Genomic DNA, 20,381 nt, shown 5'->3' with positions numbered 1-20,381 from the left:
GCCTACTTTCTTTGCGGCGGCAAAGAAAGTAGGTGCCGCCCCGCACAGGGGCGAAGCTAATAGACCGATAAGAATGCAAGGAGAGGCCAACGCCGCAGGCAAACAGCCAAGAGCAAGGCGCCGCAGGCAAACACAGCGAGAGCCCAAAAAAACCAGAACCAAAAAAATCAGCCAGGCTGCACAACCACAGTACAAGTAGTCCCAGCCGACAAAACAACCCCATCAGGAACCTGATCAATATGAATCCGCACAGGCACCCGCTGCGCCAACCGCACCCAGTTAAAAGTCGGATTCACATCAGCCAGCAGTTCCCGGCTCTGCGGATTATCTCGATCATAGATACCCCGCGAGATACTCTCAACGTGCCCTTGCAGCACACCGCCGCTCATAAGACGCATCTCCGCCTTGTCGCCAACATTGACGTGCGGCAGCTTCGTCTCTTCAAAATAGCCATACACCCAGAACGAATCGCTATCGACGATGGCCAGCTTCGCCGCACCCACAGTCGCATAGTCGCCGCGAAACGTCTCAAGATTGGTCACATACCCGTCCACCGGTGACACCACCCGCGTACGCTCCAGATTCAACTTCGCCGCATCCAGCGCAGCCTGCGCCTGCTCATAAGCCGCTTCCGCCGCCGATGCCGTATGCGCCGCGTTTTCCTGGCTCTCCTTCGATACCACCTGGCTGTCCATGTCCGCGCGTCGCTGCGCATCGTCGCGGCGCATCTGCAACTCGGCCTTGCGCGCGGCGACCGCTGCCTCGGCCTGCTCGACCGCGATCTGATAGTGCGACGGGTCGATCTGCATCAGCAGGTCGCCTTTCTTCACCAACTGGTTGTCGTGCACCGGTAACGCGACCACCTCGCCTGAGACGTCCGGCGCAATGTTGACGACGTCCGCGCGTACCCGTCCGTCGCGCGTCCAGGGCTCGTCCATGTAATGAACCCACAAGGCGCGGCCTATCAGGACCGCGACAATGAATACGACGGCTGTCGCGACAAAACCCAGAATATTTCGGATGGTCATGATTCGACTCTTATCAACGATAAACGGCGAGACCCAGCACGCCGCACACACACACGAGCAAGCTGGCCCGGAACAGGTTGGGGTGCCAGACAACGTGATAAAGGCCCGTATAGGCAATCACACGGTCCAGCAACCAGGTAAGCGCAGCGCCGGCAATGAACAGCAGCACAATGGCCGGCACGTACGCGTCGAGGACAGCAACTTCACGTGGCATGGCGAACTCCTTCTTGCTCCTCGGCCCGTTCGCGCACCAGCGTTTCCAGCGGCGATTGCGGATCGAGTAAAGCAGTACGAATGAAATGCAGATGACTCAAAATACGTTGCAGTTGATGACGCTCCTCACGCGGTGGCGTGAACGTCGTCAGCAGTTGTTGCACGGCTGCGGTCGCAGCGGCCGTCGCCGCGAGCGCCGCGTCCATCCGCTGCGCGCTCGGCCGGTCGAATAGCGCTGCTATCGCGTCGCGCGTCTTGCGTTCGGCTACGCGCCACGGCGTCCTGGCTCCGTAACGTGAGTCGGCCGGCAGCGTCGCAATTTCGCGGCGCAAATCGAGCACTGCGTTGCCGACTTCCAGTACTGCGAACAGCCAGCGGAAGGTGTCGTGCCTGAATTCGGGTTCGCCTTCGGCCAGCCCGGTGATCTGGAATACCAGATCACGCGCGCCGCTTTCGAACCGTGAACGCAGTCGCGTCAGGCGCGCGTGACAGGTCGTCACCACTGCGCGGCGCAGGTCGATCAGCAGGCGGTTACGCATCCAGGGCGTCGTCGGCGGCAACATGGTTGCGCATACAAGCGATGTCACCAGCATCGCCAGCACGATCGCAATTGCATCGTTCATGAAGGCGGTGGGGTCGTAGTGGAGCACGTTGTCGGGGCCCGCGAGCGTGCAGAAAAACACGCAGTAGCCGAAGCCATAGCCGAGCAGCCGGGGGCGCGTGGTCATGAACACGCCGAGTCCGAGGCACGGCGTCAGTACCGCACACAGCAGCGGGAAGCCGTCGATGTGCGGATACACACCGAAGGTCAGCACCAGCCCCACCAGCGAGGCGAGAGCCGTGCCCATTGCCATCTGGAACGCCATGCGTGCCGGATACGGTGACGACGACGCCAGCGCACACACGGCCGCGCCCGTCAGAACGAGGGACGTGCCGCTCGGCCAGGCGGTCGCGATCCACACGGCGCCAAGCAATCCCACCACGAAAGCCGCGCGCAAGCCGCCGATGCCTGCCGCGAGCGCATTGGTCTTCGGCGTGTAGCGCTCGACCCAGCGTTCGCGTTCGTGCATGTCGACAGCCAGCGATGCGTATGTGGCTGCGTAGGCATGCAAATCATCGACGAAGCGATAGAGCAGTTCCGAGGCGGTATCGAAGTCGAGCATCGGCACGCCGGCATCGGCTCGCGCTTCCAGTTCGGCGCGTGTCGCGCGCACGCGCTGCGGCAATTCGGCCTTGTACGCTTCGAGTTGCGCGGCCGCATGTACGGCATCGACGGCACTCAGAACCGGCTCGCCCGACTTGTTGAGCAGCGGGGCAATCTCCTTGAAATACGGCTCAAACGCGTCGATCACCGCCGTGGCTTTCGCCTCGTGGAGGCGGTTCATCAACTGGTGCAGCGCGTGAAAACGCGTCGAAGCGCTCATGAACTCGCTGTTGAGCCGCGAGAGCCGGCCGCTTCTCATCCGCGAGGAGGGGCTTTCGAATACGGCGACGCTGCGGGTCGTCTCGAAGCCGACGATGTCCGCCACGAAGCGCGCATTGGTGGCCTCGATCTGCGCGCGGTCGATGTGTCCCGACAGCGACGCCGACACGTATTCCACGAACGCGCTGAAACGCGCCCGCACCGTGGTGCGCATCTGCTCGCCCACGTGCTGCGGGAACAGCAGCGCGCTGACCGTGCCCGAACAGACGATGCCCAGCGTGATCTCGGCCACTCGTGTGAGCGCCGACATGTACGCGCCGTCGGGATTCTGCGAAGCCGGAATGCCGATCAGCGCCGCCGTGTAGCCGGCCAGCACGAAACCATACGAGCGGAAGTTGCGGTTGCGCGCGGCACCCGCGGTGCAGATGCCGACCCAGATCGCCGTCGCAGCAATAAACAGTTCGGGCTGCTGGGAAAACAGGCTGATGAACGCCAGCATCACCACGAGGCCGACCAGCGTGCCGCAGATACGGTAGAAGCTTTTGGCGAGCACGCGGCCGCTTTGCTGCGTCATCAGGATGAACACGGTGGTCATCGCGGTGCGCGGTTGCGGCAGATCGAGCTTCATGGCGATGCCGAGCGTGAGAAACGCGGCGATCAGGACCTTGAAGACATAGATCCACGCGATTCCGTCGGTGCGTGCCCAGTCGGCGGCGGCCGCGTAGAGCGTCGCGAACGTCAGCGGCGCGCGCGGGGCGGAGGAGGGGGAGGCGGACATGGGCGGCTCGGCGTTTAGTGCACTGCAGCCGGGGAAGCGGAGGGTTGTCCGTCTGCCACTGCGTTTGCCACTTTGCCAGTGGTAGCCGCGGGCACAGCCGTTTGGCTACCGGAAGCCGCCGCGGCGATCGCGGCCTTGCCCTTACCATGCGCGGGCAACGTCTCATCCTGCTTCGGACCATCCGCCGGGTCGGCGAGACCGCCGCCAAGCGCGGTCATCAGCGATGCATGGGCGTTGAGACGCTGCGCCTCTATACGCGCCACCCCTTCCTGAGCACGCAGCAACTGGTTCTGCGCGACCAGCACGTTCAGGTAATCCGTCAGACCGCGCCGGTAGCCTTCTTTCGCCAGGTCATAGCTCTTGCGCGCGGCGGCAACCGAGCGGTCCGCATCATTTGCCTGCGTCTCCAGCGAACGAATGCGCACGACCTGGTCAGCCACTTCCTTCAGCGCGCTGACGATGGCCTGGTTGTACCGCTCGACTGCCGTGTCGTAGCCCGCATCCGCGGCGCCCAGTTCGGAACGCAGCCGGCCGCCGTCGAAGATCGGCAGCGACAGCGCGGGGCCGCCCGTCCAACTGCCGTTCGCCGAACGCAGGAACTGGAACAACGGGCCCGCTGCGGCATAGCCGCCAATCGACGCGAGCAGGTTGACGTCCGGATAGAAGTTGGCCTTGGCGACGTCAATGCCGCGTGCCTGCGCCGCCACGGTCCAGCGTGCCGCGACGATGTCGGGCCGATGGCCGAGCAGCTCGGCAGGCAGGGCTGAAGGCAGGCCGGCAGGCGCGTTCAGCGCAAGCGTTGGCCGGGTGATCGAATCGCCCGCGCCCGGTCCCTTGCCGGCCAGCGCCGCGAGCTGATTGCGGCCAAGCGCGATCTGCTCTTCGAGCTCGTCGATCTGGCGTTCGTATTCGGGCACCGGCGTTTCAGCCTGGCTCAAGTCGAGCTGCGTGCCGAGACCGCCTTTCAGACGGCGCGTGGCGAGATCGACGATCTGCTGCTGCTGGGCGAGCGTGGCCTTGGCGATATCGAGCAGCGCGTAATTCATCGACATGCCGATATACGCCCGCACGACGTTCGCTTCGAGTTCGAGCTGCGCGGCGCGTTCGTCGGCGGCGCTGGCATGGGCGCTGTCGAGCGCGCTCTCGTCGGCGTTCTTGTCCTTGCCCCACAGGTCGAGATGATACGAGAGGCCGATCGTGCCGGTGTTGTTCCAGGTATTCGCATTGGAGAGCGGACCCGGACCGTAGTAGACATTGTCCGGCCAGTGCTCGCGCTCGATCGAGAGATCGCCATTGATCTGCGGGGAAAGCGCCGCGTGCGCCACGCCGGCCAGCGATTGCGCCTGGCGTACGCGCGCCTGCGCTATGGCGAGTGTCGGATTGCCGGCCTGAGCCGCGTCGACCCACGCGTTGAGCTGCGGATCGTTATAGGCGCGCCACCAGTCGGCAGCGGGCCACTGCGCCTCGGCATTGGCGGCCCGAATGGCGGCTCCGGCATCGAGAGAGGACGGCGCGATGGCGCTGTCTTGCGGGACCTTGCCTCCGGTACTGGCGCAGCCGGCGATTATTAGTGAGATCGTAAGAACGGCGGCTGCCGCGATCCCTTTTTGTACCGGAGACTGCACGATTTCCCCCTTAATTGACTAAAGAACCCTGTGCGCTATTATATTTTTCGACCTATTCCTGAATAACCCGTAAAGATGCAAGGCATTTTTACGATATTTGAGACAATCGCTCTTGCGAAGCATGTAACAATCGCCTCGTCTCAGTAAGGATATGTATGGATACGCTTCAAAACATGCGCGTATTTGTCCGCGTCGTCGAGGCGGGCAGCTTCACAGGTGCCGCGCAGCACCTGAATACGACCACCGCCTATGCCTCGCGCGCGGTCTCCGATCTTGAAGCGCATCTGCGTACGCGGCTGCTCAATCGCACCACGCGCCGTATCGCGCTCACTGAAGCCGGCGAGCGGTATCTGCAGCGTTGCGAGCAGATTCTGGCCTACGTCGATCAGGCGGAAGCCGAGGCGAGCGACGCTCACGCGAGGCCCTCCGGCAAGCTCAAGGTCCACGCCATGACGAGTTTCGGCCAGCACTATGTCGTACCGGCCGTCGGGCGCTATCAGAAGCGCTATCCGGAAGTGCATGTTGAACTGACGCTGGCGGCGCGCGTGCCCGATCTGCTCGACGAGGGCTACGACGTCGCGCTCGTGCTGGCGCAGGATCTGCCGGATTCGGGCCTGGTGTCGCAGCGCCTCGGGAGCGCGTTTAGTATTACCTGCGCGTCGCCCGCCTACCTGGAGCGCAATGGCGTGCCGAAGACGCCTTCGGACCTGAGCCGCCATACCTGCCTGCAAATGGTCACGCCGATTTTCCCGACCGACGAGTGGATCTTCGACGGCCCTAACGGTCAGGAAACCTTCGCACACGGCGCGGCGACCTTCCAGGTGAATGTGGCCGAAGCGTTGGCTGTGGGCGTGCGCGAGGGGATGGGGCTCGGTCTGCTGCCAATCTACTCGGCAATCGCCGGCCTGCGCAGCGGCCAGTTGGTATGGGTGATGCCGGAGTACACCTCGCAGGAGATGAATCTGTACGCGCTGTATCCGTCGCGCCAGTATCTCGACGCGAAGATCCGCACGTGGGTCGAGTTCCTGCGCGACGAGTTGCCGGCCACGCTGGCTGCCGATCAGGCCGAGCTGCGCAAGTTCGCGCGTACCTGAGCAAGGCATGGCACGCCCGCGTTGACAGCCTTCGCGGCGCGCGCATGACGCACTGTTACATATGTGCGGCGTCGCAACATTTCCTTACTTCCGGCGCCGATTTGATTTGATAACGTTGGGTCAACGCACTGGCAGACCGTGTTGGTTAGCTGTCAGGAACTGGACTTTACTGGATCGAAGAGGGACTCATGGATACGCATCTGCTGATCGGCGTGGCCGTCATGCTGGGACTGATTGGAATTGCCGCCTCGCGCGACCTCTTGCGCAACCTGCGAGCACAACCGCAACTGATCCCGATCCGGGCCGAGCGCCGCGACGCAGCCGGCTATACGCGCCGTCGCTGAGCGCTGGTTCGCACGCGTGGTGGCCCGCAGGCGCTGCGCGTAGCCTTATTAACGGCTAGATCTCTACTACCTTGTCCCAGGCGAACTGGGGATTTTCCGGCTGCCTCGTACGACGGTCGAGGTAGCCGCGCGGATTGCACACCACGCGGGTGCCGTCGACGGTGTAGTCGAATGCTGTGTGCGTATGGCCGTGAATCCATAGTGCGACCGGCGAACGCACCAGCGTAGGCAGATGGTTGACGAAACCCGCTGACACCAGGTCGTCCGCGTAACGCTCGGCAAGACTCACCCGATGCGGCGCATGATGCGTGACGACAATCGTTTTACCCCCGAACGGTTTGGCCAACTCGCGCTCGAGCCACGCGCGTGCCCGCGCATGCAGGGCCAGCGTGTCGGCGGGCGTGAAATCGCGTGCCGCCGTGGCATCTGCGACGCTCGAGGCACCTTTGGCACCTTTGCTACCGGTGGCGTCGCGCGGCCATGTCACCTGGATCAGGCCACGAAAATCCAGCATCACCTTTTGGGCTGCGGCAATCGATGCCGCGAGCGCTTCATCGTCGGCTCCATAGAGCGTGAAGTCGGTCCACAAGGTGGTGCCGAGTACGCGCCACTCGCCGGCAGGGTCAACTAGCGCCGCATTGTTCAGCAGGTGGACGTTATCCACCGAAGCCGCCGCGTCGTGCATGGCCGCTTCCAGCGCGCCGAACTCGCCGTCATAGTATTCGTGATTGCCCGGCACGTAGACGACGGGCGCGGCGCCATCGAAGGTCTCCGCGGCCCAGCGCGGGCCGGCGGCGTGATTGTGGATGTCGCCGGCGAGCACGATCAGATCCGCGTGAGCGTGCGGGATCACCTCGGGCTCGTCGTACTCCAGATGCAGATCGGACAGTACGCGAATCTTCACTTACGGCACTCCTTCCTGCGCGAGGCTCCAGGTTATGCCCTTAGCGTAGCACCTTGCCAGGGTTCATCAGGTTCAGTGGATCGAGTGCGCGTTTGACGGCACGCATCAACTGCACTTCCACGTCCGTTTTGTAGTGCATCGCTTCGTCGATTTTCAACTGGCCGAGTCCATGTTCCGCGCTGATGCTGCCGCGATGCTGGTGCACGCTGTCATAGACGATCTGATTGATCGGGCTCTGGAATTCGGCAAGAAACGCTTTCGCGTCGATGCCTTCGGGCGCCTGCACGTTGTAGTGCAGATTGCCGTCGCCGAGGTGCCCAAACGTGACCATCCGCGCGCCAGACACGGCCTGAGCGATGGCGGCGTCCGTTGCTTCGATGAAGTGGCCGATGCGCGAAATCGGCACCGCGATGTCGTGCTTGATGTTGAGTCCCTCTTCCGCTTGCGCGAGCGGAATGTGTTCGCGCAGGTTCCAGAACGCCTGCGATTGCGCGAGGTTTTCCGCGACCACTGCGTCTTCCACCAGACCTTCTTCCAGCGCGGTTTCCATCAGCCACTCGAACAGGGCGCGCCCATGTTCTTCGCTTTCGCTATCCGACAGTTCCAGCAGCACGATTTGCGCGTGCGGCTCGGCGAACGGATAGCGCATCTGAGGAAAATGCCGGCCGACGAGCCGCAGGCAGAAATCCGACATCAACTCGAAACCAGTCAGCAGCGGCCCTGCGAAGCGTTGTGTGAGCGCCAGAAAATCGAGCGCGGCATGCGGCGAGGCGAGCGCGGCGAGCGCGGTGACACGCGCAGCGGGCTGCGGATGGAGCTTCAGCACGGCAGCAGTGATGATGCCGAGCGTGCCTTCCGCGCCGATGAACAGATCGCGCAGATCGTAGCCGGTGTTGTCCTTGCGCAGACCACGCAGGCCGTCCCACAACTCGCCTTGCGCGGTGACCACTTCGAGGCCGAGGCACAGCTCGCGCGTGTTGCCGTAGCGCAGCACGCCGGTGCCGCCCGCGTTGGTGGCGAGGTTGCCGCCGATCGTGCAACTGCCTTCCGCGGCGAGACTCAGCGGGAACAGGCGGCCGGCTTCTTCCGCGCGAGCCTGGACGTCGGCGAGGATAACGCCGGCCTCGACGGTGATCGTGTTGTTGTGCGGGTCGATGTCGCGCACCCGGTTCAGGCGCCGCAGACTCAGCACGGCTTGTGCGCCGCTCGCGTCCGGCGTGGCGCCGCCGGCGAGCCCCGTATTGCCACCCTGCGGCACCAGTGCGACGCGATATTCGACCGCCAGCTTCACCAGCGAGGCGACTTCGGCGGGCGTCGATGGGCACAACACGGCACACGCCGCGCCGGCGTAACGGCGGCGCCAGTCGGTGAGGTAGGGGGCGGTGTCGTGGGAGTCGGTGAGGACATGCGCCGCGCCGATGGCGTCACGGCAGGCGGCAACGAAGGCGGCGCTCGATTGCGCAGTCGATCCTGTACTTGAGGCTGCTCCCGGGGCGGTTTGGGATGCCGGTTGAGAAGCGTGTCGGGTCATGATGGTCGGTCAGTGAGGTGAGGCGGGCGCCGCCCGTTTCGCACTCCGCGCAGCCCGCTTGAACGGAGCGACGTAAGCCAGCGCGCAGACAAAGAACACCAGCGCAAGCAGGGTCTCGAGCCAGCCGAGCTTGGCGGACAAGCCGCGGTCGCTCATGCCGCGCACGATGCCTTCGGCGAAATACAGCAGGATCAGCATCGACGCCCATTGCAGCGTATAGAGCCGTTGGCGCAGCACGCCAGGCAGGGCGAGCAGCAGCGGCACGGCTTTGATGACGAGCGCAGTGCCGCCTGGGCGCAGCGGCGCGAGCCACCATTCCCAGGCAATCGAGAGCGCAATCAGTGCGATTAGGGCCGCTGTTGCGCCAAGGGATGCGCCGCGCCGACGGATAGCTGGCGTTGGGGGGGTAGGCTGATCCGGCACGTTCACGGACGTTCGCTCATGACAGCGACCGTGCGCGCGACGCGCGCGCCGAGCGCGATGGCGAGCGTCTTCTCGTCGGCGGAAATGCCGTGCTCCGCGGAGCCGGCCCGTGCAAAGTGCGATGCGCCATAAGGCGTGCCGCCGGTCAGCGTGGTGGTCAGCGTGCTTTCGGTGTAGGGGATGCCGACAATCAGCATGCCGTGGTGCATAAGCGGCAGCATCATCGACAACAGGGTTGTTTCCTGGCCGCCGTGCATGCTACCGCTGGACGTGAACACGCAGGCCGGCTTGCCCGCGAGCGCGCCGGACAGCCATTGCGGCGTGGTGCCGTCGAGAAAGTACTTGAGCGCGGCGGCCATGTTGCCGAAGCGGGTTGGCGAGCCGAGCGCGAGGCCGGCGCACTCTTCCAGATCGCGCAACTCGACATACGGCGGTCCTTCGGCGGGAATATCGGGCTGGGTCGCCTCGCAGACGGTCGAGACGGCTGGCACGGTACGCACACGCGCCTGCATGCCGGGAACACTGTCGACGCCGTGGGCGATCGCCAGCGCGAGTTCACGCGTGGCGCCGTAACGGCTGTAATAGAGCACGAGGATGTCTTTCATAGGCCTGATCGAGTGAACGGGTATTATAGGGGCTGGGTCCACGGCACAGGCCGCTCGCCGGCAGTCCGGCGCCTGCCGCGGATGGTTCACGAAGGCGAAGGAGGTGGGGTTTGTTGTCCAAGGTGCGTTTCGATCTCGATACGCTCAAACGCCTCGCGCAATTCGCCGCGAAGCGCAGCAGTGAAGATCGCATTCCACAGGTGGCCGGCAGTCTGACGTTCACCACCATGCTGTCGCTCGTGCCGCTGGCGACGGTGGCGTTCGCGTTGTTTACCGCGTTTCCGATCTTCGGTTCTTTCCAGATGTCGCTGCAGGGGTTTCTTGCCGACCATCTGATGCCCGCGCAGATCAACGACCAGATCTTCAAGTACCTGAACCAGTTCGCCTCGAAGGCCAAAGGCCTGACGACGATGGGGATGATCGTGCTGTTCGTCACCTCGGTGATGACCATGATGACGGTCGAATCCGCGTTCAACGTGATCTGGCGGGTGCGCAAACCACGCCCGCTTGCGCAGCGCGTGCTGGTCTACTGGGCGATCATTACGCTTGGGCCGATCCTGATCGGCGTCAGCCTGTCTATCTCGTCGTATCTGTTCACGCGCTCAATGGCGTTTAGCGCCGCGCAGCACATCACGCCGGTGATCGACTGGGCGCTGACGGGCGCGGCGCTGCCGCTCACCGCGCTCGCGTTCACGATGCTCTACGTGTACCTGCCCAATTGCCGGGTGGAGTGGCGCGACGCAGTGGTGGGCGGCCTCGGCGCCGCGATTGCGTTCGAACTGGCCAAGCGCGGTTTCGGCTATTACATCCGGCGTGTTCCGACTTACACCGCGGTCTACGGCGCATTCGCGACCGTGCCTATGTTCCTGCTGTGGATGTACCTGAGCTGGTTCATCGCACTGGCAGGGGCGATGGTGGCTTCCGCGCTGCCGGCGATTCGCATCGGACAGTTTCACCGGCCGCGCTTTGCGGGCAGCGACCTGTTCGACGCGCTCGAACTGCTTGCACGGCTTTCCGAGGCGCGCGAAGCGGGCAAGCGTGGTTACACGCTGCAGGACCTGGCGCGCATGCTTCGCCGCGATATGGATACGACGACCTACCTGCTGGATAAGCTCGAGGAGATCGAATGGATTGCGCGTCTGAACGAAGACGGCTCGCGTCCACACTTTCTGCTGCTGGCGAATCCGGCCCAGGTGACGGTGGAGCGGCTCTTCGATTTGTTGGTGATCGATCGAGCGGAACTCGAATACCAGCTTAATCTGGAGTCGACCCGGGTAGACGGCTCGACCTTGCTGGCGGCGCTCCAGAACGACAAGCTGAACGTCTCGCTTGCATCGCTGCTCGCCGTGCGTGCCTCGGCGCGTGCCGCGCGGGCGGCGCAAGCCGAGGCGCGGAGTTCGGCGATGCCGCATCAGACGGCGTAAGCGGTATCGGGCGGTCTCGCCCGATACCTGGGAAATTGGCGCGCGCCCTCGTACTACAGCGAAATCTTCCCGGTACAGATGTCCTTGAACATCACCCAATCGCCCATCAGGCTGTAGATGGGATGCCGGAAGGTGGCGGGGCGGTTCTTCTCGAAGAAGAAGTGCCCAATCCATGCACACCCATAGCCGCTCACGAGCGCGGCCGGCAGCCACAGCCAGTCGCCGGTGGCGAGCGCCATAGCCAGACAGCCGATCACGCCCAGCGAGCCGACAAAGTGCAGCCGCCGCGAGACCAGATTGCGATGCTCTTCGAGGTAAAACAGATAGAACTCCGCGAAATTCGCGAAGTGATCGGTGTGAGCGGTTTGAGCCATCATGGCCTCCGATTCGCTACTCTTTTTAGCCCTTCCCCCCGCCATGCCCGGTTCAAGCGGCACAACGAGCCCGGCGATGCAATATGCAACTAAAACCGGGCAGGCTTGAATCATTGTGCTGCTATCGGCTGATGCGCGCAACCTGGCCATTCGGCCGATGGTGCGCGGCGCCATACATCGTTATCGTCGAGCTTATTGGAGTCGCGCAGCGTTCGAAGCAAAGCCGAACAGCGCATCGAGCGTCGCGTCTGGCTGCTCGGTCATGAGCGCATGGCCGGCGTCGAGGGTGATCGTGTCTACGCCTCTACTGCCCTGCGCGAGTGCCTGAGCGAGCGCCTGCGCGGCACGCGGCGGTGTCATGGCGTCGCGCCGTCCGACGATCAGCCGCACCGGGCACCGTACCTGCGCGGCGCGTGCGAGGCCCTCTGAGTAGGCGTTGCAGGCCGTGAAGTCAGTGTGGAACAGGCCAGGTTCACCGGCGGCAGAGACGCGTTCCATCAGCCGCTGGTTCATGCCGTGCAGCCAGAAGCCGGGGCCCGGGCAGGACGGTTTGGCGGCGAGCGTCGAATGCGACCACTGGTTGACCATTGCGATCGCTTCCGGCTCGCGGTTGAGCGCGGCATCCAGCAGCGCGTCGGAGACGGCCATCGGGGCGGCGGTGGCGACGAGCGCCAGCGCGCTCGCGCGTTCCGGGTAGCGCGCGGCGAAATCGAGCGCGACGAGCGAGCCCATGCTGTGGCCGATCACGCAGGCGCGGGCTACGCCGGCGGCGTCCAGCAGCGCGGCCAGCCAGTCGGCCATTGCTGCGATATCGGTGAGCGCGGGGCCGGCGCTGCGATGGTGACCGGCCAGGTCGACCGCCAGCACGCTGAAGCCGTGATGCGCGAAGTAGCGGGTTTGCAGCGCCCAGACGCTATGGTCGTGCTCGGCGCCGTGGATGAAGACGGCGGTCGGCAGACTGGGGTCGAATGGCTTGCCGCCGGTATAGGCATAGGCCTTCTTGTTTTGGACGTCCAGGATCATGCCGACTCCTTGGGCGCGCTACCGTGGCTGGGGCTACTGGTGCCGGCCTTGGATTTGGCGGCGCTAGCGCCGCCGCTGCCGTCGGCCGGCTTTTGCGCGGCCTTCAGCGCGCGCTTGAGGTCGTCGATCAGATCGTCCGGGTCCTCGAGGCCGATCGACAGGCGGATTGTGCCTTCCGCAATGCCGGCTGCGGCGAGCGCGGCGGCGTCCATGCGGAAGTGCGTGGTGGAGGCTGGGTGGATCACGAGCGAACGGGCGTCGCCGACGTTGGCCAGATGCGAGAACAGCGAGAGCGCTTCGATGAAGCGCCGTCCGGCAGCGCGGTCGCCGCGCAGGTTGAAGCTGAACACGGCCCCGGCGCCGCGCGGCAGCAGGCGCCTCGCGAGCGCATGATCCGGATGCGAGGCCAGCTCAGGATAGGCGACGGATTCAACCGCGGCATGGCCAGCGAGAAACTCGACGACCTTGCGCGTGTTCGAGACGTGGCGATCCATGCGCAGCGGCAGCGTTTCTATGCCCTGCAGCAGTTGCCAGGCGGCTTGCGGATGCAGGCACGCGCCGAAATCACGCAGGCCCTCGCGACGAGCGCGCAGCAGGAAGGGGGCTACAGTGCTTTCCTCGGCGAACACCATACCGTGGAAACCCTCATACGGCTCGGTGAATTCGGGAAAACCCCCGGATGCCTCGAAGTCGAAAGTGCCCCCGTCGACGAGCACCCCGCCGATCGTCGTGCCATGACCGCCGAGGAATTTGGTCGCCGAGTGATAAACGAAGTCGGCGCCATGCTCGAAGGGTTTGAGCAGATACGGCGTGGTGAAGGTGGAATCGACCAGCAACGGCACGCGGTGGCCATGCGCGATCTGGGCGACGGCGGTGATATCCAGCACGTCGAGCCCCGGATTGCCGAGCGTTTCGCCGAACAGCAGGCGGGTGTTCGGGCGCAGCGCGGCGCGCCAGCCGTCCAGATCGCCGGGTTTGACGAAGGTGGTCTCGATGCCAAAGCGGCGCAGGGTGTAGTTCAGCAGATTATGCGAGCCGCCGTACAGCGCGCCGGAGGCGACAATGTGCGAACCGGCGCCCATCAGTGTGGCAATCGCCAGATGCAGCGCGGCCTGGCCGCTGGCCGTGCCGATCGCGCCCGCGCCATTCTCCAGTGCGGCGACGCGTTCCTCGAAGACGGCGACGGTCGGGTTCGAGATGCGCGAGTACACGTGGCCCGCGCGTTCCATATTGAACAGCGCAGCGGCGTGGTCGGTATCGCGAAACGAGAAGGATGTGGTCTGGTAGATCGGCGTGGCGCGCGCGCCGGTCGTGGGATCGGGGGCTGCGCCTGCATGCAGCGCAAGCGTATCGAAACGGTTGGCGGACATCCTGGGCGGCGGAGCCACGGGCGGCTCCGCGAAGGGTGAAAGTGGGGGCATCGTATCACCGGGACTACCGGCTTCAAGTGCGATTTTCCCCATGCGGCGGGCTGTCGCACCCGTATTGGCTTGGTGGGCGGGCCGCTTTCCTTTTACGGGCCTTTCCGCTAGGATCAAAAATCAGTCATGTATTAATGGCTTCACCAGATTCAGCAACTATTTTGCATGGGACCGGAGTCAGCATTAAGGCGCTAACTCCAGTCGACACCGGAGACAATCATGCGAGTCAGCGACATTCTCAAGGTCAAGGGCAATACCCTTTTTACCGTCACGCCGGATACGCCGCTGCTCGACGCAGTCAACGCGATGGCGGAGCACGACATCGGCTCGCTGGTTGTGATGGAATACGGCGATCTGGTCGGCATGCTGACCTTCCGCGAAATCATCCTGACGCTCAGCAAGCATCACGGCAGTGTCGGCACGGCCACCATCCGCAAGGTCATGGACGACCATCCGCTCACCTGCACGCCGGAAACGGATGTGAACGAGGTGCGGCGCATGATGCTCGAGCATCATGTGCGCTACCTGCCGGTCATGGAAAGCCGCACGCTGATGGGCGTTATTTCGTTTTATGACGTGGCGAAGGCGGTGGTGGAGGAGCAGGGCTTCGAGAACCGTATGCTCAAGGCCTATATCCGCGACTGGCCGGAAGAGCAGGAACCGCAACAGGCGCGCTAGATTGCCCGTTGAGCCGGCCGCGGCGCTGTCCGAGCGGTTGTGACGCGGTTGCTCATGGCGCTGGGTGATGTGGTCTTATGCGGGCTGTTGTTACGTGCGCCGCCCATCAAGTTGCCACAAGCCTGAGGTATTGATCCAGGGGCGTGCGCGAGAGCGTGCGCCTTTTTTGCGTCCGCGCCAGTGGGGAGTCCGAGGTGCGGTTACCGCCCGGCGCGGGTGCCGCTGAAGGCGGCGTCGGATCCGCTGCCTGCTGTCCTCCGGTCCTTTCTCCCATTCTCCGACCTTCATGAGCGATCGTCCGTTATCCGCCGCCCGCCGTGCCGCCCGCAGTGGCGACGCGCACGAATCCCAGTTTCGCTTGCTGGGCGAGCGGCGTTTTGCGCCGTTTTTCTGGACCCAGTTCCTGGGCGCGATGAACGACAACGTGTTCAAGATCGGTTTCACGTCGCTCGTCACGTATCAGACCGCGCGCTTTTCCGGCGTCGACGCGAAGACCGCGGCGTTCCTGATCTCGGCGATCTTCATCCTGCCGTTCGTTCTGTTTTCCGCCACCTCGGGCCAGATTGCGGACAAGTACGACAAGGCGATGCTGACGCGCTTTGTGAAGACGTTTGAAATCGGCGTGATGCTGATCGGTGGCGCCGGTTTCTGGATGCATAGCGCGCCGCTGCTGTACCTATGCACGTTTCTGATGGGCGTCCATTCCACTCTCTTCGGGCCGGTGAAGTATTCGTACCTGCCGCAGCATCTGGCAAAAACCGAACTGGTGGGCGGCAACGGCATGGTCGAAATGGGCACGTTCGTCGCCATTCTTGTGGGGACCATCATCGGCGGGGAGGCGGCGGGTTTTGTCGAACACGGCGCCGTCGTGCTGGCGTGCGCCTGCGTTGCGATTGCGCTGGTGGGACGTGCCGTGTCCGCGTGGGTGCCGTCCACCCCGGCCCCGCAGCCTGATCTGCGGATCAACTGGAACCCGGTCAGCGAAACCTGGCGCAATCTAAAGATCGCGCGCGAGAACCGCACGGTGTTTCTGAGCTTGCTGGGTATCTCGTGGCTGTGGTTTGTCGGCGCGACCTTTCTATCGTCGTTTTTCAGTTTCGCGAAGAATGTGCTGTCGGCTAGCCCCGATGTCGTGACCGTGCTGCTCGGCACCTTCTCGATCGGGATCGGCCTCGGTTCGCTGTTGTGCGAGCGCCTGTCGAAGCGGCGCATTGAGATCGGGCTGGTGCCGCTCGGTTCGATCGGCATGAGCGTGTTCGGCATCGATCTGTTCTTTGCGAGTCATGCGTTGCCGCCGGCGGGACATTTGCTGGGCGTCGGCGAATTTATCGTGATGGCCGCAAACTGGCGCGTACTCGTCGATCTGTTCCTGCTCGCCATGTTCGGCGGCTTCTATAGCGTGCCGTTGTATGCGCTGATTCAGAGCCGCAGCCAGCCGAGCCACCGCGCGCGCATCATCGCGGCGAACAACATTCTCAATTCGCTGTTCATGATCGTGTCGGCGCTGATGGCCATGGCCCTGACCTCGGCAGGCGTCAGCATTCCGGGTCTTTTCCTCGTCACAGCGCTGCTCAATATCGTGGTGGCGACTTACATTTACTCGCTGGTGCCGGAGTTTCTGCTGCGCTTTATCGCGTGGGTGCTGGTGCACACGTTCTACCGGATCCGGCTCGTGCATGCGGAGCGCATTCCCGAAGAGGGCGCGGCGGTACTGGTATGTAACCACGTGAGCTACGTGGATGCGATTGTCATCATGGCCGAGAGCCCGCGTCCGATCCGTTTCGTGATGGACCACCACATCTTCAGGACGCCGTTCGCCGGCTGGGTGTTCCGTCATGCGAAGGCGATTCCGATTGCGCCGTTGCACGAAAACCCGGAAATGCTGACGCGAGCCTACGAAACCTGCGCGCGGGCGCTCGCCGAGGGCGATCTGGTGTGCATTTTCCCGGAAGGCAAGCTGACGAAGACGGGCGAGCTGAACCCGTTCCGACATGGCGTGACCGAAATCATCCGCCGCACGCCGGCGCCGGTGGTGCCGATGGCGCTGCGCGGCCTGTGGGGCAGCGTATTTTCGCGCGCCGTCGACGCGCATCGGCCGCGGCCGGTGCAAAAGGGCGTGATGAGCCGGCTGACGCTGGCCGTCGGCGAGCCGCTTGACCCGGCTCAGGTGACGCCCGAAGGGCTGCAGCAGATCGTGACCGAATTGCGCGGCGCGCGGAAGTAGGCGAGGCGCGGCCTGACCCTGGTTCTCGCGCTGGCCGTAGCCTTGACCCTCGCCGTACGCGGCCAGTTCCATGGCTTTGTGTGGTCCGCTGCGCCTTGTCCATTCGGCCAACGTCCGCGCGGCGCGGCCCTCGCCGCTGGGCGGGCTGGCATAATAGCGTTCTCCCCGCATCTCTTTGGACGACGCTCATGTCCGGCAATACGCTTGGTACGCTTTTCACCGTCACGACCTTTGGCGAGTCGCACGGCCCCGCAATCGGCTGTGTGATCGATGGGTGTCCGCCGGGCATGGCGCTGGTCGAAGACGACATCCAGCTTGAACTGGATCGCCGCAAGCCGGGCACCTCGCGTCATGTGACCCAGCGTCAGGAAGAGGACAAGGTCGAGATTCTCTCGGGTGTGTTCGAAGGCGTCACCACTGGCGCGCCGATTGCGCTGCTGATTCGCAATACGGACCAGCGCAGCAAGGACTACGGCAACATCGCGGAAACGTTCCGCCCTGGCCATGCCGACTACACCTACTGGCAGAAATACGGCATCCGCGACTATCGTGGCGGCGGCCGTTCGTCGGCGCGTTTGACGGCGCCTACTGTCGCGGCGGGCGCGGTCGCCAAGAAGTGGTTGCGCGAGCGCTTCGGCACGGAGATTCGCGGTTATATGGCGGCGCTCGGCGAGATCGATGTGCCGTTCGTCGACTGGTCGCATGTGCGCGAGAACCCGTTCTTCGCGCCGAACGCTGATGTCGTGCCGCAGCTCGAAACGTATATGGACGCGCTGCGCAAGGATGGCGACTCGATTGGCGCACGTATCAACGTGGTGGCCTCGGGTGTGCCGGTTGGCCTCGGCGAGCCGCTGTTCGACCGGCTCGACGCCGATATTGCGCACGCCATGATGGGCATCAATGCGGTGAAGGGCGTTGAAATCGGCGCGGGCTTCGCCAGCGTCGCGCAACGCGGTTCGGTGCATGGTGACGAACTCACTCCGGAAGGCTTTGTCGGCAATCACGCGGGCGGTGTGCTCGGCGGAATTTCGACGGGGCAGGACATCACCGTGTCGATCGCTATCAAGCCGACTTCGAGCATTCGCACGCCGCGCCGATCGATCGACAAAGCCGGCGAGCCGGTCGTCGTCGAAACGTTTGGGCGTCACGATCCGTGCGTTGGCATTCGTGCCACGCCGATCGCCGAGTCGATGCTGGCACTCGTGCTGATCGACCATGCGCTGCGTCATCGCGCGCAGTGCGGCGACGTGGTTGTCGACACGCCGAAGATCGCAGCAAGCGCGCCGTAAGTCGCGTTCTGCGCGTCTTTTCCGTGTCAGACGGAATCAATCGAAACGTCGCCATGATCGACTCGAATACCCCGGCAGCCGGCGACGCGCTGACGCAGTTGCGCGCGCGAGTGGCCACGCCACAGGCTAGCGCCACAGACTGGCTCACGTTCGGCCAGACCTTGTTGCAGGCGGCCGGGCGTAACCGGGACCAGCAGCGCGAGGCGCTTGCCGCGCTGGTGCAGGCCTATCAGCTCGATCCATCCTGCGATCCCACGCTGCTCCATATCATTGCTCAAACTGCGTTCGTCCTGCGCGACTGGCCGCTGGTCGACTCGGCCACGGCGTTGCTGCTTGCGCGCGACGCCGAGGATGCCAACGCGCTCGTCTGGCGCGCGGCTGCCGTGCAGCAACGCAACGATTTCGACGAAGCCGAACGGCTCTTGCGCGAGGCCGTGCGCGTGGTGCCGGGCAACCCGGTCGCGCTGCACAAGCTCGCACTGTGCGTCAAGGAACAGGCGCGCTTTGCCGAAGCCGAAGCGCTCTTGCGGCGCGTGCTCGAACTGTCGCCGAACAACGCCCATGCATTGTTCGACCTGTCGGAGCTTGAAATACGTTCCGGGCGCTATGCCGACGGCTGGGCGCATTACGAATCGCGCATCGTATTCGGCGATGACCTCAACGACGCACACCGCGCGCTCGGCGAGATCAGCGCGTACTGGCAGGGTGAGTCGCTCGCCGGCAAGACGCTGGTCGTCTATGGCGAGCAAGGCAATGGCGATTGTCTGTGGGCGGTGCGCTTTCTGCCGCTGCTCGCCGAGCGGGCGCGGCGTGAGGGCGGGCGGGTGATCTTCGGTCACGACGGCCCGCTGCGGCACCTGTTCGAACGAATGTTGCCGGCCGATGTGGCGCTTGAAACCGGCCTGCATACACGGCCGGATTTTCACTGCGGCCTGATGAGTGTGCCGCTGAGGCTCGGCGTCTTCGATTCGGCAGGCTGGGGCCGTGCGTACCTGAGCGCCGATCCGGCGCGCGCCGAGGCGTGGCGCGTGCGCGTCGCACAAACGGTGGCGGTTAGCGGCGGGCCAAAAGTCGGCCTGGTATGGAACGGCAACCCGCAGCACATTCGCGATGTACGCCGTTCGGTACCGGTCGACCAGCTCGAACCGCTCCTGACCGTACCGGGTATTACCTACTTTGCGTTGTCGCCGGGGCGTTCTGCAACGGTCGAACAATGGCGCGCGCATGGCATCGAAATCGTCGATCCCACCCAGCATTTCACAGCCGGATTCGACGATGTAGCCGCGCTGCTCGTCAACCTCGATCTGGTCGTGACCATCGATAGCGGTCCGGCGCATCTGGCCGGTGCGCTTGGCGTGCCGACCTGTCTGATGATCGATCACGTGTCCGCGTGGTTCTGGGGTAATCAAACGCAGCGCACGCCGTGGTATGACTCGGTCGAACTGTTTCGCCAGCCGTCGATTGGCGCCTGGGCACCGGTGCTCGCGAGCGTGCGCGAGAGACTGGTGGCGCTGGCAGGGCGTTGAACGGCGAACGCCCCAGACGAACCAACGTCCACAGACGAAAAAAAGCGCCGCTCATCATGGAAAGCGGCGCTTTTTGCATCCTGTTCCTATAACTCGGCGCTAACGCGCCGCGTCACATGTTCGGATAGTTCGGCCCGCCACCGCCCTCAGGCGTGACCCACACGATGTTCTGCGTCGGGTCCTTGATATCGCAGGTCTTGCAGTGCACGCAGTTCTGCGCGTTGATCACCAGCCGCTCGCTGCCGTCGTCGTTCTTCACGAACTCGTATACGGCCGCCGGGCAATAGCGCGATTCCGGTCCCGCATAGGTGTGCAGGTTGACGTTCACCGGCACGCTCGCATCCTTGAGCGTCAGGTGAGCCGGCTGGTTCTCCTCGTGGTTGGTGTTTGAGATGAACACCGAGGACAGACGGTCGAACGTCAGCTTGCCGTCGGGCTTCGGATAGACGATCGG

19 protein-coding genes are annotated in these 20,381 nt (G+C 64.1%); 7 read left to right on the top strand and 12 right to left on the bottom strand.

The annotated features are described in order from the left end of the window. Positions 1–167 precede the first annotated feature (167 nt). Genes P3T40_RS43935 through P3T40_RS43920 form a run of 4 tightly spaced genes read right to left on the bottom strand, consistent with a single transcriptional unit; the run spans position 168 to position 5,067 of the window. Positions 168–1,028, bottom strand: a complete 861-nt coding sequence (locus tag P3T40_RS43935) for an efflux RND transporter periplasmic adaptor subunit (protein ID WP_429273927.1) — start codon at positions 1,026–1,028, stop codon at positions 168–170. A 13-nt stretch (positions 1,029–1,041) separates the two neighbouring features. Next, a complete protein-coding gene (locus tag P3T40_RS43930; RefSeq protein WP_429273926.1) occupies positions 1,042–1,242 on the bottom strand; it encodes a DUF1656 domain-containing protein in 201 nt (66 codons plus the stop codon). Next, complete coding sequence (locus tag P3T40_RS43925) at positions 1,232–3,442, bottom strand: FUSC family protein (RefSeq protein ID WP_429273925.1); 2,211 nt, start codon at positions 3,440–3,442, stop codon at positions 1,232–1,234. The genes P3T40_RS43930 and P3T40_RS43925 overlap by 11 nt, the downstream gene beginning before the upstream one ends. Positions 3,443–3,456: 14 nt before the next feature. After that, complete coding sequence (locus P3T40_RS43920; RefSeq protein WP_429273924.1) at positions 3,457–5,067, bottom strand: efflux transporter outer membrane subunit; 1,611 nt, start codon at positions 5,065–5,067, stop codon at positions 3,457–3,459. A gap of 155 nt (positions 5,068–5,222) precedes the next feature. Between P3T40_RS43920 and P3T40_RS43915 the strand changes: the two genes are divergently transcribed. Beyond that, complete coding sequence (locus tag P3T40_RS43915; protein ID WP_429273923.1) at positions 5,223–6,161, top strand: LysR family transcriptional regulator; 939 nt, start codon at positions 5,223–5,225, stop codon at positions 6,159–6,161. A gap of 188 nt (positions 6,162–6,349) precedes the next feature. Beyond that, on the top strand, positions 6,350–6,505 hold the full coding sequence (locus P3T40_RS43910) for a hypothetical protein (protein WP_171991713.1): 156 nt from the start codon (positions 6,350–6,352) through the stop codon (positions 6,503–6,505). 55 nt (positions 6,506–6,560) lie between these two features. Here P3T40_RS43910 and P3T40_RS43905 read toward each other — a convergent pair whose 3' ends face one another. The 4 genes from P3T40_RS43905 to wrbA are packed head-to-tail and all read right to left on the bottom strand — an operon-like array spanning position 6,561 to position 9,968. Next, positions 6,561–7,409: a metallophosphoesterase gene (locus P3T40_RS43905; RefSeq protein ID WP_429273922.1), complete on the bottom strand. Its 849-nt coding sequence runs from the start codon at positions 7,407–7,409 to the stop codon at positions 6,561–6,563. A 40-nt stretch (positions 7,410–7,449) separates the two neighbouring features. Further along, positions 7,450–8,940: an FAD-binding oxidoreductase gene (locus tag P3T40_RS43900; protein WP_429273921.1), complete on the bottom strand. Its 1,491-nt coding sequence runs from the start codon at positions 8,938–8,940 to the stop codon at positions 7,450–7,452. Between the two features lie 9 nt (positions 8,941–8,949). Further along, positions 8,950–9,369: a DUF2069 domain-containing protein gene (locus tag P3T40_RS43895; protein ID WP_429273920.1), complete on the bottom strand. Its 420-nt coding sequence runs from the start codon at positions 9,367–9,369 to the stop codon at positions 8,950–8,952. Next, positions 9,366–9,968, bottom strand: a complete 603-nt coding sequence (gene wrbA / locus P3T40_RS43890; RefSeq protein WP_429273919.1) for an NAD(P)H:quinone oxidoreductase — start codon at positions 9,966–9,968, stop codon at positions 9,366–9,368. The genes P3T40_RS43895 and wrbA overlap by 4 nt, the downstream gene beginning before the upstream one ends. A 110-nt stretch (positions 9,969–10,078) precedes the next feature. Here wrbA and P3T40_RS43885 point away from each other — a divergent pair, with 110 nt between their 5' ends. Further along, positions 10,079–11,392 (top strand): YihY family inner membrane protein, encoded by a 1,314-nt coding sequence (locus P3T40_RS43885; RefSeq protein ID WP_429273918.1) that lies wholly within the window; start codon positions 10,079–10,081, stop codon positions 11,390–11,392. A gap of 53 nt (positions 11,393–11,445) precedes the next feature. Here P3T40_RS43885 and P3T40_RS43880 read toward each other — a convergent pair whose 3' ends face one another. From P3T40_RS43880 to P3T40_RS43870, 3 genes are all read right to left on the bottom strand, one after another. Further along, on the bottom strand, positions 11,446–11,766 hold the full coding sequence (locus P3T40_RS43880; protein ID WP_429273917.1) for an Mpo1-like protein: 321 nt from the start codon (positions 11,764–11,766) through the stop codon (positions 11,446–11,448). 192 nt (positions 11,767–11,958) lie between these two features. Further along, positions 11,959–12,789, bottom strand: a complete 831-nt coding sequence (locus tag P3T40_RS43875; protein ID WP_429273916.1) for an alpha/beta fold hydrolase — start codon at positions 12,787–12,789, stop codon at positions 11,959–11,961. After that, entirely contained in the window at positions 12,786–14,159 is a 1,374-nt protein-coding gene (locus P3T40_RS43870) for an O-acetylhomoserine aminocarboxypropyltransferase (RefSeq protein ID WP_429273928.1), read from the bottom strand. Before P3T40_RS43870 ends, P3T40_RS43875 begins: the two co-directional genes overlap by 4 nt. Positions 14,160–14,429: 270 nt before the next feature. Here P3T40_RS43870 and P3T40_RS43865 point away from each other — a divergent pair, with 270 nt between their 5' ends. From P3T40_RS43865 to P3T40_RS43850, 4 genes are all read left to right on the top strand, one after another. Continuing rightward, a complete protein-coding gene (locus tag P3T40_RS43865) occupies positions 14,430–14,888 on the top strand; it encodes a CBS domain-containing protein (RefSeq protein ID WP_074300161.1) in 459 nt (152 codons plus the stop codon). A gap of 286 nt (positions 14,889–15,174) precedes the next feature. Next, positions 15,175–17,112, top strand: a complete 1,938-nt coding sequence (locus P3T40_RS43860) for an MFS transporter (protein WP_429273915.1) — start codon at positions 15,175–15,177, stop codon at positions 17,110–17,112. Positions 17,113–17,300: 188 nt separating this feature from the next. After that, complete coding sequence (gene aroC / locus P3T40_RS43855; protein ID WP_429273914.1) at positions 17,301–18,401, top strand: chorismate synthase; 1,101 nt, start codon at positions 17,301–17,303, stop codon at positions 18,399–18,401. Positions 18,402–18,454: 53 nt separating this feature from the next. Next, positions 18,455–19,927, top strand: coding sequence for a tetratricopeptide repeat protein (locus P3T40_RS43850; protein WP_429273913.1), 1,473 nt, complete (start codon positions 18,455–18,457; stop codon positions 19,925–19,927). Between the two features lie 112 nt (positions 19,928–20,039). Here the strand turns inward: P3T40_RS43850 and P3T40_RS43845 are convergent. Then, on the bottom strand, positions 20,040–20,381 hold a 342-nt coding region (locus P3T40_RS43845; RefSeq protein ID WP_429273912.1), incomplete at its 5' end, for a 4Fe-4S dicluster domain-containing protein.

The sequence above is a fragment of the Paraburkholderia sp. EB58 genome (assembly GCF_050436665.1).
GTDB lineage: Bacteria > Pseudomonadota > Gammaproteobacteria > Burkholderiales > Burkholderiaceae > Paraburkholderia.
Note: the sequence above shows the minus strand (reverse complement) of the source record. Positions and strands in the feature narration are given on the sequence as shown.

Coding starts and splice junctions, on each gene's coding strand:
- P3T40_RS43935 (WP_429273927.1), bottom strand. CDS start 1,028: ATGACCATCCGAAATATTCTGGGTTTTGTCGCGACAGCCGTCGTATTC.
- P3T40_RS43930 (WP_429273926.1), bottom strand. CDS start 1,242: ATGCCACGTGAAGTTGCTGTCCTCGACGCGTACGTGCCGGCCATTGTG.
- P3T40_RS43925 (WP_429273925.1), bottom strand. CDS start 3,442: ATGTCCGCCTCCCCCTCCTCCGCCCCGCGCGCGCCGCTGACGTTCGCG.
- P3T40_RS43915 (WP_429273923.1), top strand. CDS start 5,223: ATGGATACGCTTCAAAACATGCGCGTATTTGTCCGCGTCGTCGAGGCG.
- P3T40_RS43910 (WP_171991713.1), top strand. CDS start 6,350: ATGGATACGCATCTGCTGATCGGCGTGGCCGTCATGCTGGGACTGATT.
- P3T40_RS43900 (WP_429273921.1), bottom strand. CDS start 8,940: ATGACCCGACACGCTTCTCAACCGGCATCCCAAACCGCCCCGGGAGCA.
- wrbA (WP_429273919.1), bottom strand. CDS start 9,968: ATGAAAGACATCCTCGTGCTCTATTACAGCCGTTACGGCGCCACGCGT.
- P3T40_RS43880 (WP_429273917.1), bottom strand. CDS start 11,766: ATGGCTCAAACCGCTCACACCGATCACTTCGCGAATTTCGCGGAGTTC.
- P3T40_RS43875 (WP_429273916.1), bottom strand. CDS start 12,789: ATGATCCTGGACGTCCAAAACAAGAAGGCCTATGCCTATACCGGCGGC.
- P3T40_RS43870 (WP_429273928.1), bottom strand. CDS start 14,159: ATGTCCGCCAACCGTTTCGATACGCTTGCGCTGCATGCAGGCGCAGCC.
- P3T40_RS43865 (WP_074300161.1), top strand. CDS start 14,430: ATGCGAGTCAGCGACATTCTCAAGGTCAAGGGCAATACCCTTTTTACC.
- P3T40_RS43860 (WP_429273915.1), top strand. CDS start 15,175: ATGAGCGATCGTCCGTTATCCGCCGCCCGCCGTGCCGCCCGCAGTGGC.
- aroC (WP_429273914.1), top strand. CDS start 17,301: ATGTCCGGCAATACGCTTGGTACGCTTTTCACCGTCACGACCTTTGGC.
- P3T40_RS43850 (WP_429273913.1), top strand. CDS start 18,455: ATGATCGACTCGAATACCCCGGCAGCCGGCGACGCGCTGACGCAGTTG.